Source organism: Psychrobacter sp. PP-21, from assembly GCF_033790785.1.
In the GTDB taxonomy this organism is placed as follows: Bacteria; Pseudomonadota; Gammaproteobacteria; order Pseudomonadales; family Moraxellaceae; genus Psychrobacter.
The window spans coordinates 17,318-35,835 of the sequence record NZ_JAMYEB010000005.1 but is presented as its reverse complement, the minus strand read 5'-3'; the positions used below and the strand labels follow the sequence as shown (position 1 = coordinate 35,835).

General features: G+C 45.7%; 15 protein-coding genes. 14 read left to right on the top strand and 1 reads right to left on the bottom strand.

The window, feature by feature from the left end; genetic code table 11:
- The first annotated feature begins 226 nt into the window (after positions 1–226).
- From NJD71_RS06295 to NJD71_RS06275, 5 genes are all read left to right on the top strand, one after another.
- The gene (locus NJD71_RS06295) at positions 227–961 is read left to right on the top strand and encodes an ABC transporter permease (protein ID WP_114701215.1); all 735 of its coding nucleotides are present in this window, start codon (positions 227–229) and stop codon (positions 959–961) included.
- A 12-nt stretch (positions 962–973) separates the two neighbouring features.
- Positions 974–1,699 carry an ABC transporter permease gene (locus tag NJD71_RS06290; protein ID WP_319051095.1) on the top strand — a complete coding sequence of 242 codons (726 nt, stop codon included), beginning with the start codon at positions 974–976 and terminating at the stop codon, positions 1,697–1,699.
- Positions 1,700–1,798: 99 nt separating this feature from the next.
- Positions 1,799–2,515 (top strand): fumarylacetoacetate hydrolase family protein, encoded by a 717-nt coding sequence (locus NJD71_RS06285; protein WP_319051094.1) that lies wholly within the window; start codon positions 1,799–1,801, stop codon positions 2,513–2,515.
- Positions 2,516–2,870: 355 nt separating this feature from the next.
- Positions 2,871–5,078 carry a PhoX family protein gene (locus NJD71_RS06280; protein WP_319051093.1) on the top strand — a complete coding sequence of 736 codons (2,208 nt, stop codon included), beginning with the start codon at positions 2,871–2,873 and terminating at the stop codon, positions 5,076–5,078.
- Between the two features lie 284 nt (positions 5,079–5,362).
- A complete protein-coding gene (locus NJD71_RS06275; RefSeq protein WP_319051092.1) occupies positions 5,363–6,856 on the top strand; it encodes an alpha/beta fold hydrolase in 1,494 nt (497 codons plus the stop codon).
- A 118-nt stretch (positions 6,857–6,974) separates the two neighbouring features.
- On the opposite strand, the gene hslO is transcribed toward NJD71_RS06275, so the two are convergent.
- Entirely contained in the window at positions 6,975–7,955 is a 981-nt protein-coding gene (hslO, locus tag NJD71_RS06270; protein WP_319051091.1) for an Hsp33 family molecular chaperone HslO, read from the bottom strand.
- A 419-nt stretch (positions 7,956–8,374) separates the two neighbouring features.
- On the opposite strand from hslO, the gene NJD71_RS06265 reads away from it, so the two are divergent.
- The 9 genes from NJD71_RS06265 (at position 8,375) to NJD71_RS06225 (ending at position 18,515) form a co-directional block, all read left to right on the top strand.
- Positions 8,375–9,346, top strand: a complete 972-nt coding sequence (locus NJD71_RS06265; protein ID WP_319051090.1) for a glutamate/aspartate ABC transporter substrate-binding protein — start codon at positions 8,375–8,377, stop codon at positions 9,344–9,346.
- 99 nt (positions 9,347–9,445) lie between these two features.
- A complete protein-coding gene (locus NJD71_RS06260) occupies positions 9,446–10,192 on the top strand; it encodes an amino acid ABC transporter permease (RefSeq protein ID WP_319051089.1) in 747 nt (248 codons plus the stop codon).
- Positions 10,189–10,857 carry an ABC transporter permease subunit gene (locus NJD71_RS06255; RefSeq protein WP_319051088.1) on the top strand — a complete coding sequence of 223 codons (669 nt, stop codon included), beginning with the start codon at positions 10,189–10,191 and terminating at the stop codon, positions 10,855–10,857. The genes NJD71_RS06260 and NJD71_RS06255 overlap by 4 nt, the downstream gene beginning before the upstream one ends.
- 150 nt (positions 10,858–11,007) lie before the next feature.
- Complete coding sequence (locus NJD71_RS06250) at positions 11,008–11,739, top strand: amino acid ABC transporter ATP-binding protein (RefSeq protein WP_319051235.1); 732 nt, start codon at positions 11,008–11,010, stop codon at positions 11,737–11,739.
- A gap of 246 nt (positions 11,740–11,985) precedes the next feature.
- Positions 11,986–12,609, top strand: coding sequence for an FMN-binding negative transcriptional regulator (locus NJD71_RS06245; protein ID WP_319051087.1), 624 nt, complete (start codon positions 11,986–11,988; stop codon positions 12,607–12,609).
- Positions 12,610–12,704: 95 nt separating this feature from the next.
- The gene (locus NJD71_RS06240; RefSeq protein WP_319051086.1) at positions 12,705–13,301 is read left to right on the top strand and encodes a DJ-1/PfpI family protein; all 597 of its coding nucleotides are present in this window, start codon (positions 12,705–12,707) and stop codon (positions 13,299–13,301) included.
- Between the two features lie 100 nt (positions 13,302–13,401).
- Complete coding sequence (locus tag NJD71_RS06235; RefSeq protein ID WP_319051085.1) at positions 13,402–14,643, top strand: FAD-dependent oxidoreductase; 1,242 nt, start codon at positions 13,402–13,404, stop codon at positions 14,641–14,643.
- A 303-nt stretch (positions 14,644–14,946) separates the two neighbouring features.
- Positions 14,947–16,725 (top strand): AMP-binding protein, encoded by a 1,779-nt coding sequence (locus NJD71_RS06230; protein WP_319051084.1) that lies wholly within the window; start codon positions 14,947–14,949, stop codon positions 16,723–16,725.
- 179 nt (positions 16,726–16,904) lie between these two features.
- Complete coding sequence (locus tag NJD71_RS06225) at positions 16,905–18,515, top strand: carboxyl transferase domain-containing protein (RefSeq protein WP_319051083.1); 1,611 nt, start codon at positions 16,905–16,907, stop codon at positions 18,513–18,515.
- Positions 18,516–18,518 lie beyond the last annotated feature (3 nt).

Genomic DNA, 18,518 nt, shown 5'->3' with positions numbered 1-18,518 from the left:
TCTTTTAACTCATATTTTGCTAGGGCGTGTCTTCATTTTAAAAATGGTAATAAAAATGAGATAAATTGCAGTCAAACAAGGAAAATAGCGCAAATAATATCGAGATATTAGTCAGCTATTTGACGCCATTTGGCAAGATTTAGCCGTTTTTAAACCATTTAGATGTCTATCGATTGAACTGAAGACATGCCCTAATTGCTAATATAAAGAGACTGAGTGGATAATCGTGTTTGACTTACAAGGATTTGGCGCGCTTTTATTAAGCGGCGCTACCGTCACCATACAGCTTGCCGTGACCAGTTTAATTATTGGTCTGGGCTTAGGCTTGCTTGGCGCAACTGCAAAGATGTCCAATATCTGGTTACTGCGTAAGCTTGCGACTGTCTATACTGCGACGATGCGCGGTATTCCTGAGCTGTTATTGGTGCTCTTTATTTATTATGGCGGCTCTATATTGTTGATGAGCATCCTCAAAAAGTTCGGCTATAACGACTATGTCGAGATCAGTGCTTTTTGGGGTGGTGTCATGGCACTGTCTATTGCTTTTGGTGCCTATGCGACTGAGATTTTTCGCATGTCCATCCAAGAGATTCCGGTAGGTCAGCGCGAAGCGGCGCAAGCGATTGGTATGCGTCCTTTTCAGACGTTTTATCGCATTACGTTGCCGCAGGTATGGCAGATTGCACTGCCTGGTCTGGGAAATTTGTTTTTGGTATTGCTCAAAGATACGGCATTGGTATCGGTCGTGGGTCTCAAGGACATTATGTATCAGTCTTCACGAGCAGCGCAGTCAACACAGCAGCCATTTACCTTTTATATGGCCGCCGCGATTATTTATTTGGGTCTGACCATGTTGATTACTGGCTTTATGATGTGGCTTGAATGGCGCGCCAATCCTGCGGCACGCTATGCCAAAAAGATAAGCCGTCAATCCACTCACAGTCAATCGACCATAGGATAGAGGAGAGATACTATGGATTGGAATTGGCAGGTCATTTTTGATCATATCCCTGATTTACTAGGCGGCGCGGTATTGACCGTACAGCTGGTTGTGATCTCAGGCATTATTGGATTGCTCTTCGGCTTGGTTTTAGCACTGCTACGACTGTCGAAAAACTGGCTTGTACAGATACTCCCGTTTTTATATATCTTTTTCTTTCGTGGTACGCCGCTACTGGTACAAATATTCCTGATTTATTATGGTTTGGGTCAGTTCGAGGCGGTGCGTGAGTCGTTTTTATGGGAGCCAGTACTTAGCCAAGCTTACTGGTGTGCCATCATTGCCTTTACCCTCAATACCAGTGCCTATCTTGCAGAAATTATACGCGGTGCGATTCAGACGATACCAGTTGGAGAGCTTGAAGCTGCTGATGCGCTTGGTATGTCAAAATGGCAGAAGCTTACACGGGTTACACTGCCGCGTGCGTTTGGTATCGTGATACCGGCCTACAGTAACGAAGTTATCTTTATGCTAAAAGGTAGTGCGCTGGCTTCTACCATCGCTTTGATGGATATCACGGGTGTCGCTCGTACGATTAGTGCGCGTACCTATACCTTGATGGAGCTATTCTTTGCGGCGGGTATCGTTTATTTGCTGTTGTCATGGGTGATCTTATTTAGCTTTAGATTGTTTGAAAAACGCATGAATCGTCATACCAGTTATGTGCCACCAGATGTAGTGACCAATACGATTCCATAGTTAGCAGTTAGCAGCCGATCATCAAAATCATTAGGGTGACAGTAGATAAGATAATATGGAGTGCTGATAAGTATTCATTATTTACAGGGAGAGTCTAGTATGAGCCAATCGCCACATGTATCGTTAGCCAATGCTATCGCAGCGGGTGTCAATCAAGAGCAAAGCGTTAATAACCATAACGACAGTCTACGCGCTACTATTGGTAAAGTGGTCTGTGTGGGTCGTAATTATGCGGCGCATGCTGCAGAGTTAGGCAATGAAGTGCCGTCATCGCCAATACTATTTATGAAGCCAGCGTCTTCGGTGGTTTCTATGCGTAGCGATGTGATCCGACCCAATCCAGAGCAGTTTGGCGAGACGCATTATGAGGCTGAACTATGCATTCAGCTATCCGCTGATTTGTCCATGGCAACGATTGAGCAGGCGCAGCAAGCAATCGGCGGGGTGACGTTAGGGTTGGATTTGACCTTGCGTGATTTGCAAAGCAAGTTAAAAGAAAAAGGTCATCCGTGGGAGCGTGCCAAATGTTTTGATGGGGCATGCGTGCTTGCTGATTGGCTTGACCCACAAGCGTTTGGCAATCTTCAAAATGTACAGTATCAGCTGATTATCAATGATAAGTTAACTCAAGATGGTGATAGTGCTTTGATGCTGTTTCCCGTCTATGAGTTACTGGTCAATATCAGTCATGCCTTTAATTTGCAAGCAGGTGATGTGATCATGACTGGCACACCAAGTGGCGTAGGCGTCTTGCAAGCAGGGGATAAGCTTACCCTCACGTTGGGCGCTCATGAGTGGACATCGCAAGTACGATAGGCTTGCTAAGATAGCTGAAGCCATTATTTACAATAATATCTTTTAACAACGGCTAGCAATGACTGCTTGTAGTAATACATATCAAAAACCCTAAGCAATCGCTTGGGGTTTTTTGCGTTTGTGCTCTTTATATTGAATCTGATTATTACACTATCTTATCTGCTTGATGGTTCTTATTGGATCAATTGTGCTTAGTTGTCATCGAGCCGACAATTGTCATTATTTTGTCATCTATCGTTCAGCGTGCTGTCATAAAGGATCAGTAGACTTAAGCGGAATTCGTATTTTTGTGGTTGTAATTGCAACGCCGCGACCCATCCTCCGCCAATCTAGCCTAATAGCAAGGTGACTGACAATGACATTGATGAACAATGAGCGAACGCTTGCCCACGAAGTGGTTGAAGACTCAAACCCTACTAACAATACTGATTTTCAGACGATTATTAATCGTCGATTGAACCGCCGTAGTATATTAAAAGGGGGTACAGGATTGACGGCTGCTGCGTTTTTTGGCGCACTACCATTGGTTGGCTGTAGTGACGATGACGACGGTAGTATTGTAGGCGGTGACAATAACGCCGCTATCCCTGCACAAGGGGATTTGAATCGTCCAGATACATTGAAGTTTGAGGCAGTCGCGCACTCAACTGCGGATACTATGACGGTAGCAGCAGGCTACACCGCTGAGATGATCTTGCCGCTTGGCACACCGCTCATGTCGGGTATTGAGGATTGGAAAGACAACCGCGAACAGTCTGCCGAATCATTTGAGTGGCGTATGGGCGATAACCACGATGGGATGTGGTTCTTTGGCAAAAATGGTAATGCTTACGATGCCAAAGCTTCAGAAAACAGCCTATTAGTCATGAATCACGAATACGTCAACAGCAGTGAGCTCAGTCCTTTTGGTTACTATGTCACTCAGGATAATGATGCGGCACCTATCTTCAAAAACCGACGTCTTGCAAGCGACGTGCGCCGCGAGGTTAACTGTCATGGTGTCTCGGTGGTTGAGCTCACTCGCCGTGCGGATGGCAACGGCTATGAGATGGTAGCAAACTCAAAATACAACCGCCGTATTACCAGTAGTACGACTGCGCAATTGGCAGGTCCTGTAGCAGGCTCTGATCTGGTCAAAACCAAGTTTGATCCAACAGGCTTTCAGACTCGCGGTATCAACAACAACTGCGGTGCAGGACTGTCACCTTGGGGTACTTATCTGACCACAGAAGAGAACTTTTTGGGAGTGTTCGCCCGTGGACAAGATGCCAGTCAATTGAGTACTGGTGATAACTACGGGCGTGAGCGCTATGGTGCGACAGAGAACTTCCCAGGCTGGGAGTATCTATGGCATACCCCAGATGCAAAAGATGCCAAAATAACAGACGAGTTCTCACGCTGGGATATGACGGCCGTCGGTGCCAGCGCCGCTGAGGACTATCGCTATGGTTTTAATACGTTTGGTTATATTACCGAGATTGACCCATTTGACCAAAACTCTGTACCGCAGAAACGTACTGCCCTAGGCCGTTTCGCTCACGAAAACTGTGCCTATGCCCCTGTAGAGCAAGGTAAACCAGTGGTGTTCTATATGGGTGATGATGCGCGCGGCGAGTACATCTATAAGTTTGTATCCACAGCAGTCTGGTCAAACTCAGATATCGGTGGTGGATTAGCAGCAGGTGATAAGTATCTTAATGACGGCACGCTATACGTCGCGATCTTCAATGAAGATGGTAGCGGCGAATGGAAAGCACTGGTTCATGGTCAAAATGGGCTGGATGCATCTAACAGCGTATTACCGTTTAACGGGCAAGATGAGGTGCTTGTATTCGCCCGCGCGGCTGCTGACGCGCTGAATGCCACTAAGATGGATCGACCTGAATGGGTATCGGTAAGTCCGATGACAGGCGATGTCTATGTGACATTGACCAATAATAAATATCGCGGTGAGCGCGATGATCAGCCTGTCTCAGCATCAAATCCTCGCAGTTATAATAATGATGGCAATGATAATGGTCATATCATACGCTGGGCAGAAGCGGGCGACGATCATGCTGCAACGAGCTTTGAGTGGGATATCTATCTGTTTGGTGCGCCAAATGATCTGTCAGCGGAGAACTTATCTGGGCTGAATGACAACAACGATTTTTCTTCACCTGATGGCTTGTATTTTGATCCACGCGGCGTCTTATGGATTCAGACAGATGATGGCGCTTATACTGATACCAGTAGCTGCATGCTGCTGGCCGCACTACCGGGTGAGGTCAGTGATGGATCGATGACCACCACATCAGCAGGGCAGTCAACCCGAGTGGGCACATCTGCCAGTAATGACAATATCAAACGTTTTTTTGTCGGTCCTGAGGGCTGTGAAGTCACAGGTATTACTATGGCACCAGATTTCAAAACCTTGTTTATTAATATTCAGCATCCAGGCAATACGTGGGGTGCGGTGGCTGGTGGCAATATTCCTCGTTCCGCGACTGTAATGATCACACGTGATGATGGTGATGTCATACTGGCAGAATCATTCGATGAGACAGATAGCTCGGCGCAATAAGCGAAAACAGTGATGCAAAACAACTAGATAGAACAGTCAGATAAACGACTGTTTACCGCATAGACAAAAGTACTAGAACTATATAAAAAATCCCAAGTCATGGCTTGGGATTTTTGTTTGGGTGTATATGCTGGATAACGCTTTTATGATGACAAAGCCACCGTTTATCATCTATATCTCTCTTTTGGTCACTAATGGACGCTGAAATCAAATCATTCGCTTCTATTTGCGACAGTTAAAGGATAGTATGGAAAACTATCCTTATCGCTAAATGTGTCAATATTATGAGCAGCCCAAATTTGTTTTATAACCCTAGTGTTAGTGACAGTAGCGCTCAAAATGATAGCAATTATACTCGCAATCACCATGAGCTTGATGCGCATTTTTTCTCAGATGCTAGCGTACCGCTGCATAGTGATTGGTATGAGCAGATAGATCAGCTCGAAGAAATCGATATGGATGAGCTGGTCAAGTTACTAGCAGACACAGACGACGGCAACGAAGCCGTCAAAAAGCCTGTCTCTTTGGCAGATTTTTTTGAAGGGTTGGCGCAGCTTGCAACAATGGGTGTGGTCGAGATCACTGAAATAGTTGAGGCTATCCACCGTGAGGTTATCTTGCGTCCGATGGGTCGATTCAATGATAAGCATCTAAATAAGTGGCAGCGCGGTTTTACTGGACGCATTTATGGCACGATACGCCGTATCATGCTCATGGTCGGTAATAATCTGGCCTCTATCCTACGAATATACAAAAACTTCATCGTCCAAAAAACGGCTCAACCATTGCCTGACTCATTAAAAAAGCTGGTGAATGTCATCAACGGTGTCATGGGCGATCATCTGGTCAACAATCAAAACGCACTCGCTGTCCCTATGATGTTATATAACAAAGATGGCAGTCCCCAAGAAGAGGTGCTATCCGGACGTATCGTTATTTTTTGCCATGGGTTATGTATGAGCCATTTGAGCTGGCACGCACAAGAAAATAACAACCTAGGCGATGCGGTCCATGTCAGTCAGCCTGATACCACCGTGCTGTACTTAGACTATAATACAGGGCGACGTATCTCACGTAGCGGTCATAAGTTCTCTCAGCTACTACAGGACTTGGTCGATGGTAATCCAGATATCAGTCAGATAGACTTGGTTGGTCACAGTATGGGTGGATTGGTCTCCCGTAGTGCGCTGTTTTATGGCGAGCAAGAGCGCCTAGACTGGGTAAAGCGCGTGGGTAATCTCATCACCCTAGGCTCCCCGCATCATGGAGCAGTGCTTGAGCGTATCGGTAATTATGTACAAGACATCATTGCCAAGCTGCCATTTGCAGGCTCACTTGCCAAACTCGGTGACATGCGTAGTGCTGGTATCATTGATTTACGTCACGGCAGTATTCGTGATGCTGACTGGCAGGCATTAGAGGGACGCAGTGTATTGCCACAAGATTTCCGCCATCCTGCGCGTCTGCCAAGTGGGATTAAAACCTACTTTGTCGCTAGTGCTTTGCTTGAGACGCATTATGACTCTAAGGTGACCGATCTGCTAGGTGATAGTCTGGTATCAGTGGCATCAGCGCTGGGAGAGGATGATGCTGAGCATGCTTTGTTTGTGCCAGATGGTCACAAAGCGATATTTTATGGTGTGAACCATATGAACTTAATTCATAGTAGACGGGTGCGTGAGCAAGTCGTTGAATGGCTGTTCGACAACGGTCGAAGTGACTATGCCGGACGTCCTCGCATACATTCTTATCCTAGAAGCTTGGCTGTAGCGGTGTAAAAAAGCAATTCAACGTAAAAGTAGTCATATACTTTCAAAGTTCTAAAAATAAAAAACCCTCAAGCATGACGCTTGAGGGTTTTTTTTATAAATACTGATTTATAGTAGGTAAGAAAACTTACTCAGCAAATATTGCTGCTATATCATCTTTATTAAAGGTATAGATTTCACCGCAGAATCCGCAATCCATCTCAAACGTGCCGCCTTGCTCATCGATAATGTCTAACGCTTCTGCCTCACCGATTTGCTCGATTGCCATCTCGCATTTTTCGCGTGAGCAGGTGCACCCAAAGGCTAAGGGAGCAGGCTCAGGCGCGACGATGTTTTCTTCATGATACAAGCGATAGAGTATTTCGTTAGCATCCAATGTAGTCAGTTCTTCTGCCTTAACCGTACGCGTCAACACACTCAAACGCGTCCACAAGTCATCATCGATACCGGCATCTTGGTTTTGCTCAACTTCAGACGTTTCTTCGGCAGTACGCGGTAGCATTTGGACTAATATACCACCCGCTTGTAGGCCATCAGATGCCAAGTTAATCAATGTCGGAATCTGTGCCGATTGCTTTTGATAATGTGCCAAGCAGTCCGCTAGATTGTCATGGCTACGCTCAACGATACCTTGGTACGGCTCACCGCCATCAGGTTGGATATTAATAAACAATACGCCTTGCCCCATCGCGCCCAACTCAGCAAAGGCTTCTTTGGCATGAGTCATGTTGTCCCACGCTTGTACTTGCTCGTCTGTCTCGCCTTTCCAGCTGGCAAGCGCACGGATGATACCGTCTTGATCGCATTCTGCCATTGCCCAGTTCAGTAGGCTGTCACTGTCTGATGACTGCAATTGAATAGATAAGCGACCGTTAATTTTGACCGTACTGATGAGCAAACTCGCTGCGGTCAGCATCTCACCCAATAAGCGTTTGATGGCTTCAGGATAGGGCTTTTGAGCAATGGTGCTCGCATAGCTGCGTGATAGGCGCACGACGTCGCCGCGCACTGGAGAGTCTTCAATAAAGAAGCGTTGGCGAATGTCGTTACTACCATGAGTGTCAGTAGTTTGGCTGTCCGTATTTGGGACTTGGATATCTTGTGTCATAAGTCATTTGTAGTATAAGGAAGTTGTTTGCTTTATGGGGATTGCTGCTGATTTATCAATTGTATTTATCATACTGCGATGACCAGCTTGTATAGCAAAACCCAATAAGCGGTCTAAATAATAAGGCTATTTTTATATAAGCTTTTATTGATCACAGCCTATATAGCCTTTATTGGTTCGAGTTTATAACCTTATAGCAGCAGTAAATCACTGGCATTTAACCAAAGTATAGATATCTATGTAGATATAGATTCTCTCGAAAAAAATTCACCATCGAGTGCAATTTTGTTGTACAGTAACATTAAATTGCATTGTGATAAACAACAGCAACAACCGTACGGATGCGGCGCAGTTAGGTTGTCCAATTAGACCTATGTCGTCCAAGCACTCATTAATCTTGTGATAAAAGGATGTATTTCATGACCTACTCATTTTCTAAACCGTTGACTTTGGCGGCCTTTATGGCACTTGGCTTAGCGGGTTGTAGCAACAGCAGCGATACTAGCACTGAAGCGCCAGTAGATGATGCAACCGCGACAGAAACCATGAATGGTACGCTACAAAAAATCAAAGACTCGGGTACCATCGTTGTCGGTCACCGTGACTCATCTATCCCGTTTTCTTATATTGCTGATGACCCTAACCAGCCTATTGGTTATGCACATGACCTAGAAATGAAGGTAGTCGAAGCCGTCAAGCAAAAGCTAAACATGCCAGACCTCAACATTCGTTATAACCTGGTGACCTCACAAACCCGTATCCCACTGGTACAAAACGGTACGGTAGATTTTGAGTGTGGCTCAACCACCAATAACGAAGAGCGTCAAAAACAAGTGGCATTCTCTAACGGTTTCTTTGAAATTGGTACACGCTTACTGACCAAAAAAGACTCTGGCATTCAAGACTTTGAAGACCTGAAAGGTCAGACTTTGGTGACCACGGCAGGTACGACGTCAGAGCGCTATATCCGTCAGTACAATGATGACAACCAGATGGATACCAACATCATCTCAGCAAAAGATCATGGCGAAGCTTTCTTAATGCTAGAAAACGGCCGCGCTGATGCCTTTATGATGGACGATGTACTGCTCGCTGGTGAACAAGCCAAAGCAAAAAATCCTGATGAGTGGGTTATCGTTGGTGAGCCACAGTCGTTTGAGATTTACGGTTGTATGATGCGTAAAGACGATCCTGAATTCAAAGCAGTGGTTGATGAAGCATTGACCAATGTCTTTAGCTCAGGCGAAATCAATAGCATTTATGACAAATGGTTCTTGAACCCAATCCCGCCAAAGAACGTCAATCTAAACTTTGAGATGTCAGACAACCTAAAAGCGTTGATTGCCAATCCACATGACAGCGCTCAGCCAAAAGTTGCAACGGCTCAATAACGCTCATTGTCCCTCAATATAGCTTGCCTATACGCTCAGATAGCTTGTGATACTATCTGTGACGTCTAGGCTTATCAATCGCTGCTCGGAGAGACAACCATGAATTATAGCTGGAACTGGGGTGTGCTCTTTGAGCAGACTGGTATCGGTAACGAGCTTTATATCCATTGGATGATTACTGGTCTAGGCTGGCTGCTATTGATTGGTAGTATTGCCTGGACCATCGCTATGGTCGTCGGTACCATCTTTGGTATCATGCGTACGCTACCCAATAAGACTGCTCGTACCATTGGTACAGCATATGTGACGTTTTTTCGTAATATTCCACTATTAGTCCAGTTGTTCTTTTGGTTCTATATTGCACCTGGCTGGCTTACGCCTACGATACAAGAATGGTGGTACAAGGAGTTGTCTCCGAATACCTCAGCCATGCTATCAGCCAGTATCGGTCTGGGTCTATTTACCGCTGCTCGTATCGTCGAGCAGGTACGTACAGGTATTGAGTCACTGCCTGATGGGCAGATCAATGCGGCCTATGCACTAGGGTTTAGTATTCCGCAAGTCTACAAAGAAGTACTACTGCCGCAAGCCTTTCGTATTATTTTACCGCCACTCAGCTCTGAGCTGACCAACTGCTTTAAAAACGCATCTGTCGCCTCGCTTGTTGGGGTGATGGAGCTGATTAGCCAAACCAAAACCATCAGCGAGTACACCCAAAACAGCATTGAGATTTATACCTATGCGACGATTATCTACTTGGTTTTCAATCTGTCCTTGATTGCTATTATGGGACTGATTGAGCGTAAATTGCGCGTACCCGGACTCATCGCAGGAGGTCAGAAATGAATATGACCGAATTGGCAACCGCCTATCCTGGTTTGATGGGTGGCATGATCACCACCTTAAAAGTGCTGTTTTTGGCTATTTTGGGCGGTATCAGTCTAGGCACCGTATTGGCATTGATGCGCTTATCAGGCATCAAAGCGCTTGAGATTCCAGCGAAGCTATACGTCAATTACTTCCGCTCTGTACCGCTGTTACTGGTACTACTGTGGTTTTATTTTGCGGTACCGATGATTTATCTGGGGGTAACAGGCAAGTACTTGCAACTTGATGCTGCGTTTGCCTCTTGTGTGGTTGCCTTTATGATGTTTGAGGCCGCTTACTTCTCAGAAGTGGTACGTGCTGGTATTCAATCGATTGGCAGCGGACAGGTCAATGCTGCCAAAGCACTAGGCATGACATACAGACAAACCATGAGTCTGGTTATTTTGCCGCAAGCCTTTCGTAAGATGCTGCCATTGATTTTGCAGCAGTGTATTATTCTGTTCCAAGATACGACACTGGTATTTGCGATTGGTTTGACAGATTTTTTCCGTGCCGCATACGTTCGCGGTGAGCTTATGGGATTACTCACACCTTATATCTTAGGTGCTGGTGCTGTCTATTTTGTGATTAGCTTGAGTGCCTCTATTGGGGTGCAGCGAATTCAAAAGCGCCTGCGCTTCTGATGTGGTACTTGATGTGATTTTTTAGATGATGACGTCTTAAATAACAGTTATCAAAAACAATGTGGTTAGGAGCCAGTGATGAGCACAGCGGATACATACTTAAATGCCTTTGGCGGACTGGTCACTAACAATGGTCATGCTAGTGATGAGATGGTCATTCAAATGTCCAATGTCAGTAAATGGTATGGAGACTTTCAGGTACTGAAGGAGTGTACCGCACATGTACATAAAGGTGATGTGGTCGTGGTTTGTGGCCCATCAGGTAGCGGTAAATCAACCTTGATTAAGACGGTCAATGGACTTGAGCCTTTTCAAAAAGGGGAGATTATGGTCAATGGCGTCTCTGTCGGTGACTCAAAGACCAATTTACCCAAGTTACGTAGCCGTGTTGGTATGGTGTTTCAACATTTTGAGCTGTTTCCGCATTTGACGATTATTGATAATCTGACCGTCGCACAGATCAAGGTATTGGGACGCAAAGAAAGCGAGGCCAAGCAAAAAGCTATGGCATACCTAGACCGCGTTGGTCTGACGGTACAGGCAGCAAAATATCCAGCTGAGCTCTCTGGTGGTCAGCAGCAGCGTGTGGCGATTGCTCGTGCACTGGCTATGGATCCTGTGGCGATGCTCTTTGATGAGCCGACATCCGCACTTGATCCTGAGATGATTCAAGAAGTACTCGACGTGATGGTTGAGTTGACTCGTGATGGTATGACTATGATGTGCGTGACCCATGAAATGGGTTTTGCCAGTCAGGTCGCCAACCGTATTATCTTTATGGATGAAGGACATGTGGTAGAAAACTGTAGTAAGGATGAGTTCTTTGAAGGTGCAAAAAGTGAACGTGCACAGCAATTTTTATCAAAGATTTTGAATCATTGATCGTATTTTGATTTGCGACTATTGATGGCACTGTTTGCAATCGTAATGCTATCAATCGTAATGCTATCAATCGTCATGCTACTAACAGTACCGCTTCTAGTAAAAAGACACGTCCATAAATATACTTTTTACTATTAATGGTTACACAAAGCGCCCTATTAAGGACAGCGAAATGCTCTCTTTGATAGGGCGCTTTGTGTTTACTCTCTCTTCTACGGTTATTCAAAAAACGACTTGGAGCTTGCTATGTTTACTCCTAAAGCATTTAAAGAAGAGCGTTTTGATACGACAAAAGCATTTATCAAAGAGCAGCCTCTAGCGACTGTTGTTGTACAAACACAGAATGGATTAGAGGCTTGTCATATCCCCATGTATTGGCAGGATGATGGTAGTGAGTACGGTTGCCTATACGGTCACATCGCCAAAGTAAACGCTTTGAACGACTATGATAATCTCGATGCACCATGGCTGATTATATTTCAGGATGCGGGTCATTATATCAGTCCCAATTGGTACCCAAGTAAAGCAATAACCCACAAAGAAGTGCCGACTTGGAACTATCGTAGTGTGCATATCAGAGGCTCAGTTAGTCTGTTGACCGACCCTATGGTATTGACGGAAATATTATCGGAACTCACTCAAGATTTTGAAGCCAATCAGCCTATTCCGTGGTCACTTGATGATGCGCCAAAAAATTATATTCAGGCACTTTGTCGAGCAATTGTGGGTATTCGCATCAGTATTACAGACATTCAAGCACAGTTTAAGCTGAGTCAAAACAAAACAGCTGAAAATAGAGCAGGTGTACTCGCCGGACTGCAACAGTGTAATACGGCAAAGGCAGATGCTATGGCTAAACTCATTCTTTAAAAAAACCGACTTAGAAAAATCGATGAAGATAATGATTACGATATTAACGGATTGAATATTGTTTAACGATATCAACTTAATTGAGGGGCACTATAATGGTCAAGCGAACCGTTGGTATATTACTGTTTAATGAAGTAGAAGTACTGGACTTTGCTGGGCCTTTTGAGGTGTTCTCGTTGGCGGAGAACGGTGCAAGCGATAAGCACTTTGAGGTTATTACTATTGCTGAGCATCAAGCACCGATCTCTGCCAGAAACGGTTTACAGGTTATTCCTGATTATAGTTTTGCCACTCATCCAGCTATTGATGTGTTGGTAGTTCCTGGTGGTTATGGTGCTGAACAAACAGAAATACATAATAAGGCAGTGATTGATTGGATTATTGCCCAAACAAACGTGGCAGTACTGACACTCTCAGTGTGTACAGGTGCCTTGTTACTAGCAAAGGCAGGTTTGCTCGCTGGTAGGTCAGCAACTACTCATTGGATGGATCTGGATAATCTGGCGTCATATCCCGACATTAATGTTATCTCTGAGCAGCGCTTTGTGGATGCAAGCGATGATACCTGTAGTATTGTCACATCAGCAGGGATCAGTGCAGGCATCCATGCCAGTCTATACTGTGTAAAGAAATTAATAGATAGTGACACCATGCGTGCAACTGCCCATCGTATGGAATTCGATATTGACTAATACACGTGGCTAGATAGATGAGTGTATGTCTGTTTACTGATACAATAGCCGGCATTATTATCGATAATTAAAACAATTCCTTATCTATATTGGAGCTATTATGAGCGCAGAAAACCTATCTACAACGTCGCCAGCATCAACGAAAACAGGTGTCGTCATCATTGGTGCAGGACTGGCAGGCTGGCATGTGATTGATGCTATTCGTGCCAAAGACAAAGCCATTCCAATCACTTTGATCACAGCGGACAGTGGTGATCGTTATCACAAGCCGATGCTGACCATGGCAATCAGCCAAAACAAACGCGCGTCAGATTTAGTAAGGGCGACGGGCGTAGATGCAGCGCAAACAGCAGAAGTAACCTTGCTGGCCAATACAGAGGTAACGGATATTGATCCGGTGAGCCAAACCGTACAACTGCGCGCGACTAAACATTCAGACGACGCACCGACGACCATCAGTTATGAAAAAATGGTGCTAGCAATGGGCGCACATCCTATTTTTCCTAAGAGCTTGCCGCAAGATTTGGTCTGGCATGTCAATCATATTGAGCGTTTCGGTCAGCTACAAGAGCAACTGGCAACCGGTAGCCAACACGTTGCAATCGTTGGTGCTGGTATGGTGGGAACAGAAATCGCAGAAGACTTGCTCAAAGCAGGTCATAAAATAACGCTCATTGATCTAAATGACGCACCGCTGTCACAGATGCTACCAGCCAAAGCGACGGCACGTATTACTAAGGCGGTTGAGTCACAAGGCATCCAGTTCTTAGGCGGCTATCAAGTGTCTGCTGTTACTCGTGTTGGCGATAACAGTGATAACGATAAGCTGCGAGTAGACTGTGCACCATTATCATCAGATGCAGATAACACTGATACTCAGTCGCTTGAGCCGCTAATTGTCGATCATGTGATTGCCAGTACAGGTCTGACCGTTGACGCTCAACTGCCGACTGCGGCTGGCGTCGAGTTCGATCGTCGTACGGGTATTGTGGTCGATGCGGCGACACTGCTTACCAACGCGGCGAATATCTATGCCATTGGTGACTGCATGTCTATCAATGGAGTTGCGTGTCGCTATGTCGCACCGCTGAGGGCACAGGCTGCGACAATCGCTGATGATATCTTAGGTCATGAGCATGATGGCTACGATCATAAGCCACCTATGATTCGCCTAAAAAACAAAGCGATATCTGTGATGGTGACGGGTGTGCCACAAGCGACTGGCAATTGGCAAGTCAAAACCGAAAGTGATGATGAGCTTGTTATGGATTTACTGGATGACAATGATGCTGTTAGTGCAACGGTAACGATAAAAGCACCTGCTACTCCTAAAGCATCATAATAAACTGGCTTTGAGTAAGCACGTTTAAAAACAGCGTTTATGACTGTGCCAGCCCTATAGCGGTTAATAGGGCTGGCTTTTTTGTGTCAAAAATTTGCCATGATTCTATGCTATGTTTCGTTATATCTCTCTGAGCAAGTATTTTTTATGACTGATTAAATGATACATATTGTATTGATATTGTTGACAGGCTTTTGCCTATGGCGTTATAGTAGCTGAACGCTATGCACGGCCTCATCACGGAAGAAGGTTTGTATACAAGCGATCAATCAGCACATGAAAAGTAAAACGAAAGGACTCGTTATGACTCAAACTCCCGATTTCGATTCGACTCGCGTTGACTTCGATGCCATTTTAAACAACATTCCTAGTGTCAATATGGGCGCACGCTCAGCAAATGCACCGCTCACTCAAAGCTATGATAAAGGTCCTGATGTGCCGCTGATTGAAGCGACAATCGGCGACTTTTTTGATGCTATTGTCTCTAAATATCCTAATCGCGAAGCATTGGTTGTTCGTCATCAAAACATCCGCTGGACATATCGTGAGCTACAGCAGCAAGTCAATCAGCTGGCCAGTAGTATGATTGAGATGGGGCTTGAGATTGGTGATCGTATCGGTATCTGGTCACATAACAATGCTGAATGGCTGCTCATGCAGTTAGCCACAGCAAAAGTCGGCGTTATCCTTGTCAACATTAATCCTGCTTACCGCACCTTTGAGCTGCAATATGCCCTAAATAAACTGGGCTGCTCAGCGCTTGTGCTTATGCGCCATTTCAAAACCAGTGATTATGCTGGCCTAATCCGTGAGCTGTGTCCTGAGATTTATCACAAAGACTACACTCAGCTTGATTTGGTTGAGATTCCAACGATTGAGCGTATCATTTGGATTGATGAGCCAGAGTCTGAAGAGACTTTTGGCTTTATGCAGAAATTCTCAAGCTGGATGAGTGAGGGTGATGCCAATGATCCACGTGTCGCAGAGCGCCAAGCTCAGCTCAAAAACACCGATGCTATCAATGTACAGTTCACCAGTGGCACGACAGGGACGCCAAAAGGCGCCACCTTAAGCCATCGCAATATCTTAAACAATGGTTATTTCATTGGTGAGGCGATGAACCTCACTGAAGAAGACAGACTGTGTATACCCGTACCGCTATATCATTGCTTTGGTATGGTACTTGGCAACCTAGCGATTCTTACGCATGGTGGTTGTATCGTTTATCCAAATGATGGCTTTGAGCCACTGACTGTATTGCAAGCTGTAGAAGAAGAGAAGTGTACAGGTCTGCATGGCGTGCCCACGATGTTTATCGCAGAGCTCGACCATCCTGAGTTCAAAAACTTTGATCTATCGACGCTGCGCACAGGTATCATGGCAGGGTCCAGCTGTCCGATTGAGGTCATGCGCCGCGTCATCGATAATATGCATATGAGTGAAGTGACCATTGCCTATGGTATGACAGAGACCAGTCCTGTGTCTTGTCAGACCAATGAGCACACGCCACTTGATAAGCAAGTCTCGACCGTGGGGCTAGTACAGCCTGCGCTAGAAGTAAAAGTCGTCGATACCGCAACGGGTGAGATCGTAGCGTTAGGCGAGACAGGTGAGCTGCTCACCCGTGGCTATTCAGTGATGAAAGGCTATTGGGGCAGTCGCTTCAAGACACGTGAAGCCATCCAAGATGGTTGGATGCATACAGGTGATCTGGCGACAATGGATGAAGACGGCTATGTCAAAATCGTCGGTCGTAGTAAAGATATGGTAATCCGTGGTGGCGAAAATATCTATCCAGTAGAAATCGAAAACTACCTCTATCGTCATCCAAAGATTCGCGATGTGCAGATCGTCGGTATACCAGATGAAAAATATGGCGAAGTACTCGCAGCATGGATTGTTCCGAAAGAACCGGGCTGCTTGACCGAAGAGGAAGTACGAGAGTTTTGTAGTGAGCATATCGCTCATTATAAAGTGCCGGCATACTATCGCTTTGTGACTGAGTATCCGATGACCATCACAGGCAAGATCCAAAAGTATAAAATCATTGAGCAAATGAAAGAAGAGTTGGGTTTGTCATAGGCTTATGTATCAGCTCTAAACTTGTTTATCAGCCCTAGAACATGAAAGATGAACCATGTGAGTAGCCATTACAAACAGCGGCCAGTAATATTTAAACAAATGACTGCGCACCTAAAAAATGACTTGCATAACAAGCTACTCGTAATTACGTATCTATGTATAAAAGAAAAAGGGATATCATGAGCGCTACTATAACCAGTAAACTGAGTCCGAACTCAAGCGATTTTCAGCAAAACAGTGCTGCGATGCAAGAGATCGTCGATGACCTGTATATACACTTGCGTAACGTTGCCCAAGGTGGCTCGGAGCGCGCACGTGCTAAGCATCTTGCACGTGGCAAACTGTTACCACGCGAGCGGGTCGAGCGTCTGCTGGATGTGGGTACAGCATTTTTAGAAGTGGCGCCAATGGCTGCGCATGATATGTATGGTGAAGAAATTCCAGCGGCGGGTGTGATTGCTGGTATCGGCCGTATCAATGGGGTCGAGTGCATGATTGTCTGTAATGATGCCACGGTAAAAGGCGGCACGTACTACCCAATGACCGTCAAAAAGCATCTACGTGCCCAAGAGATTGCGCAAGAAAACCATTTGCCATGCGTCTATCTAGTCGATTCAGGTGGTGCTAACTTACCCAATCAAGATGATGTGTTCCCTGATAAAGAGCACTTCGGCCGTATCTTCTTTAACCAAGCCAATCTCAGTGCGGCAGGCATTCCGCAGATTGCTGTGGTTATGGGCAGCTGTACGGCTGGCGGTGCGTATGTGCCTGCCATGAGCGATGAGTCTATCATTGTAAAAGAACAAGGCACTATCTTTTTGGGCGGTCCGCCACTAGTCAAAGCAGCGACTGGTGAAGAGGTCACCGCAGAAGATTTGGGCGGCGGTGATGTGCATACGCGGCTCTCAGGTGTGGTCGATCATCTAGCGCAAAACGATACCCATGCGTTATCAATCGCCCGTAATATTGTTAGCCATCTCAATCGCCCAGCGAAAAATATTCCCAACCAAATCACACCGCGTCCGCCGCGTTATGATGCCAAAGAACTCTATGGTGTCATTCCAACGGACAAGCGCAAGCCATTTGATATCAGAGAAATTATCGCCCGTATCGTTGACGACAGTGCCTTTGATGAGTTCAAAGTGCGCTTTGGCACGACGTTAGTGTGCGGCTTTGCTCATATCGAAGGGATGCCCGTAGGTATCATTGCGAATAATGGCATCTTATTTAGTGAGTCCGCGCAGAAAGGCACGCACTTTATCGAGCTATGCTGTAAACGCAAAATACCGTTGGTGTTCCTGCAAAACATCACAGGCTTTATGGTTGGTCGTAAATACGAGAACGAAGGTATCGCCCGTCATGGTGCCAAGATGGTGATGGCTGTGGCTAATGCCAAAGTGCCAAAATTCACTGTCATCGTCGGTGGCTCATTTGGTGCTGGTAACTACGGCATGTGTGGTCGCGCTTATAGTCCGCGTTTCTTGTGGATGTGGCCAAATGCCCGTATCTCTGTCATGGGCGGCGAGCAAGCAGCGTCAGTACTGGCAACGGTCAAGCGTGATAACTTTGATCGCAAAGGTGAAGCGTGGAGTGATGAGGACGAAGCCGCATTTAAAGCGCCGATTCGTGAAATGTATGAAGAACAAGGTCATCCCTATTATGCCACCGCGCGCTTATGGGATGATGGCGTGATTGACCCTGCGGATACCCGTCATGTATTGGCATTGGGACTGAGCGCCGCTTATAACGCACCGATTGAAGAGACGACGTTTGGCGTCTTTAGAATGTAAGAT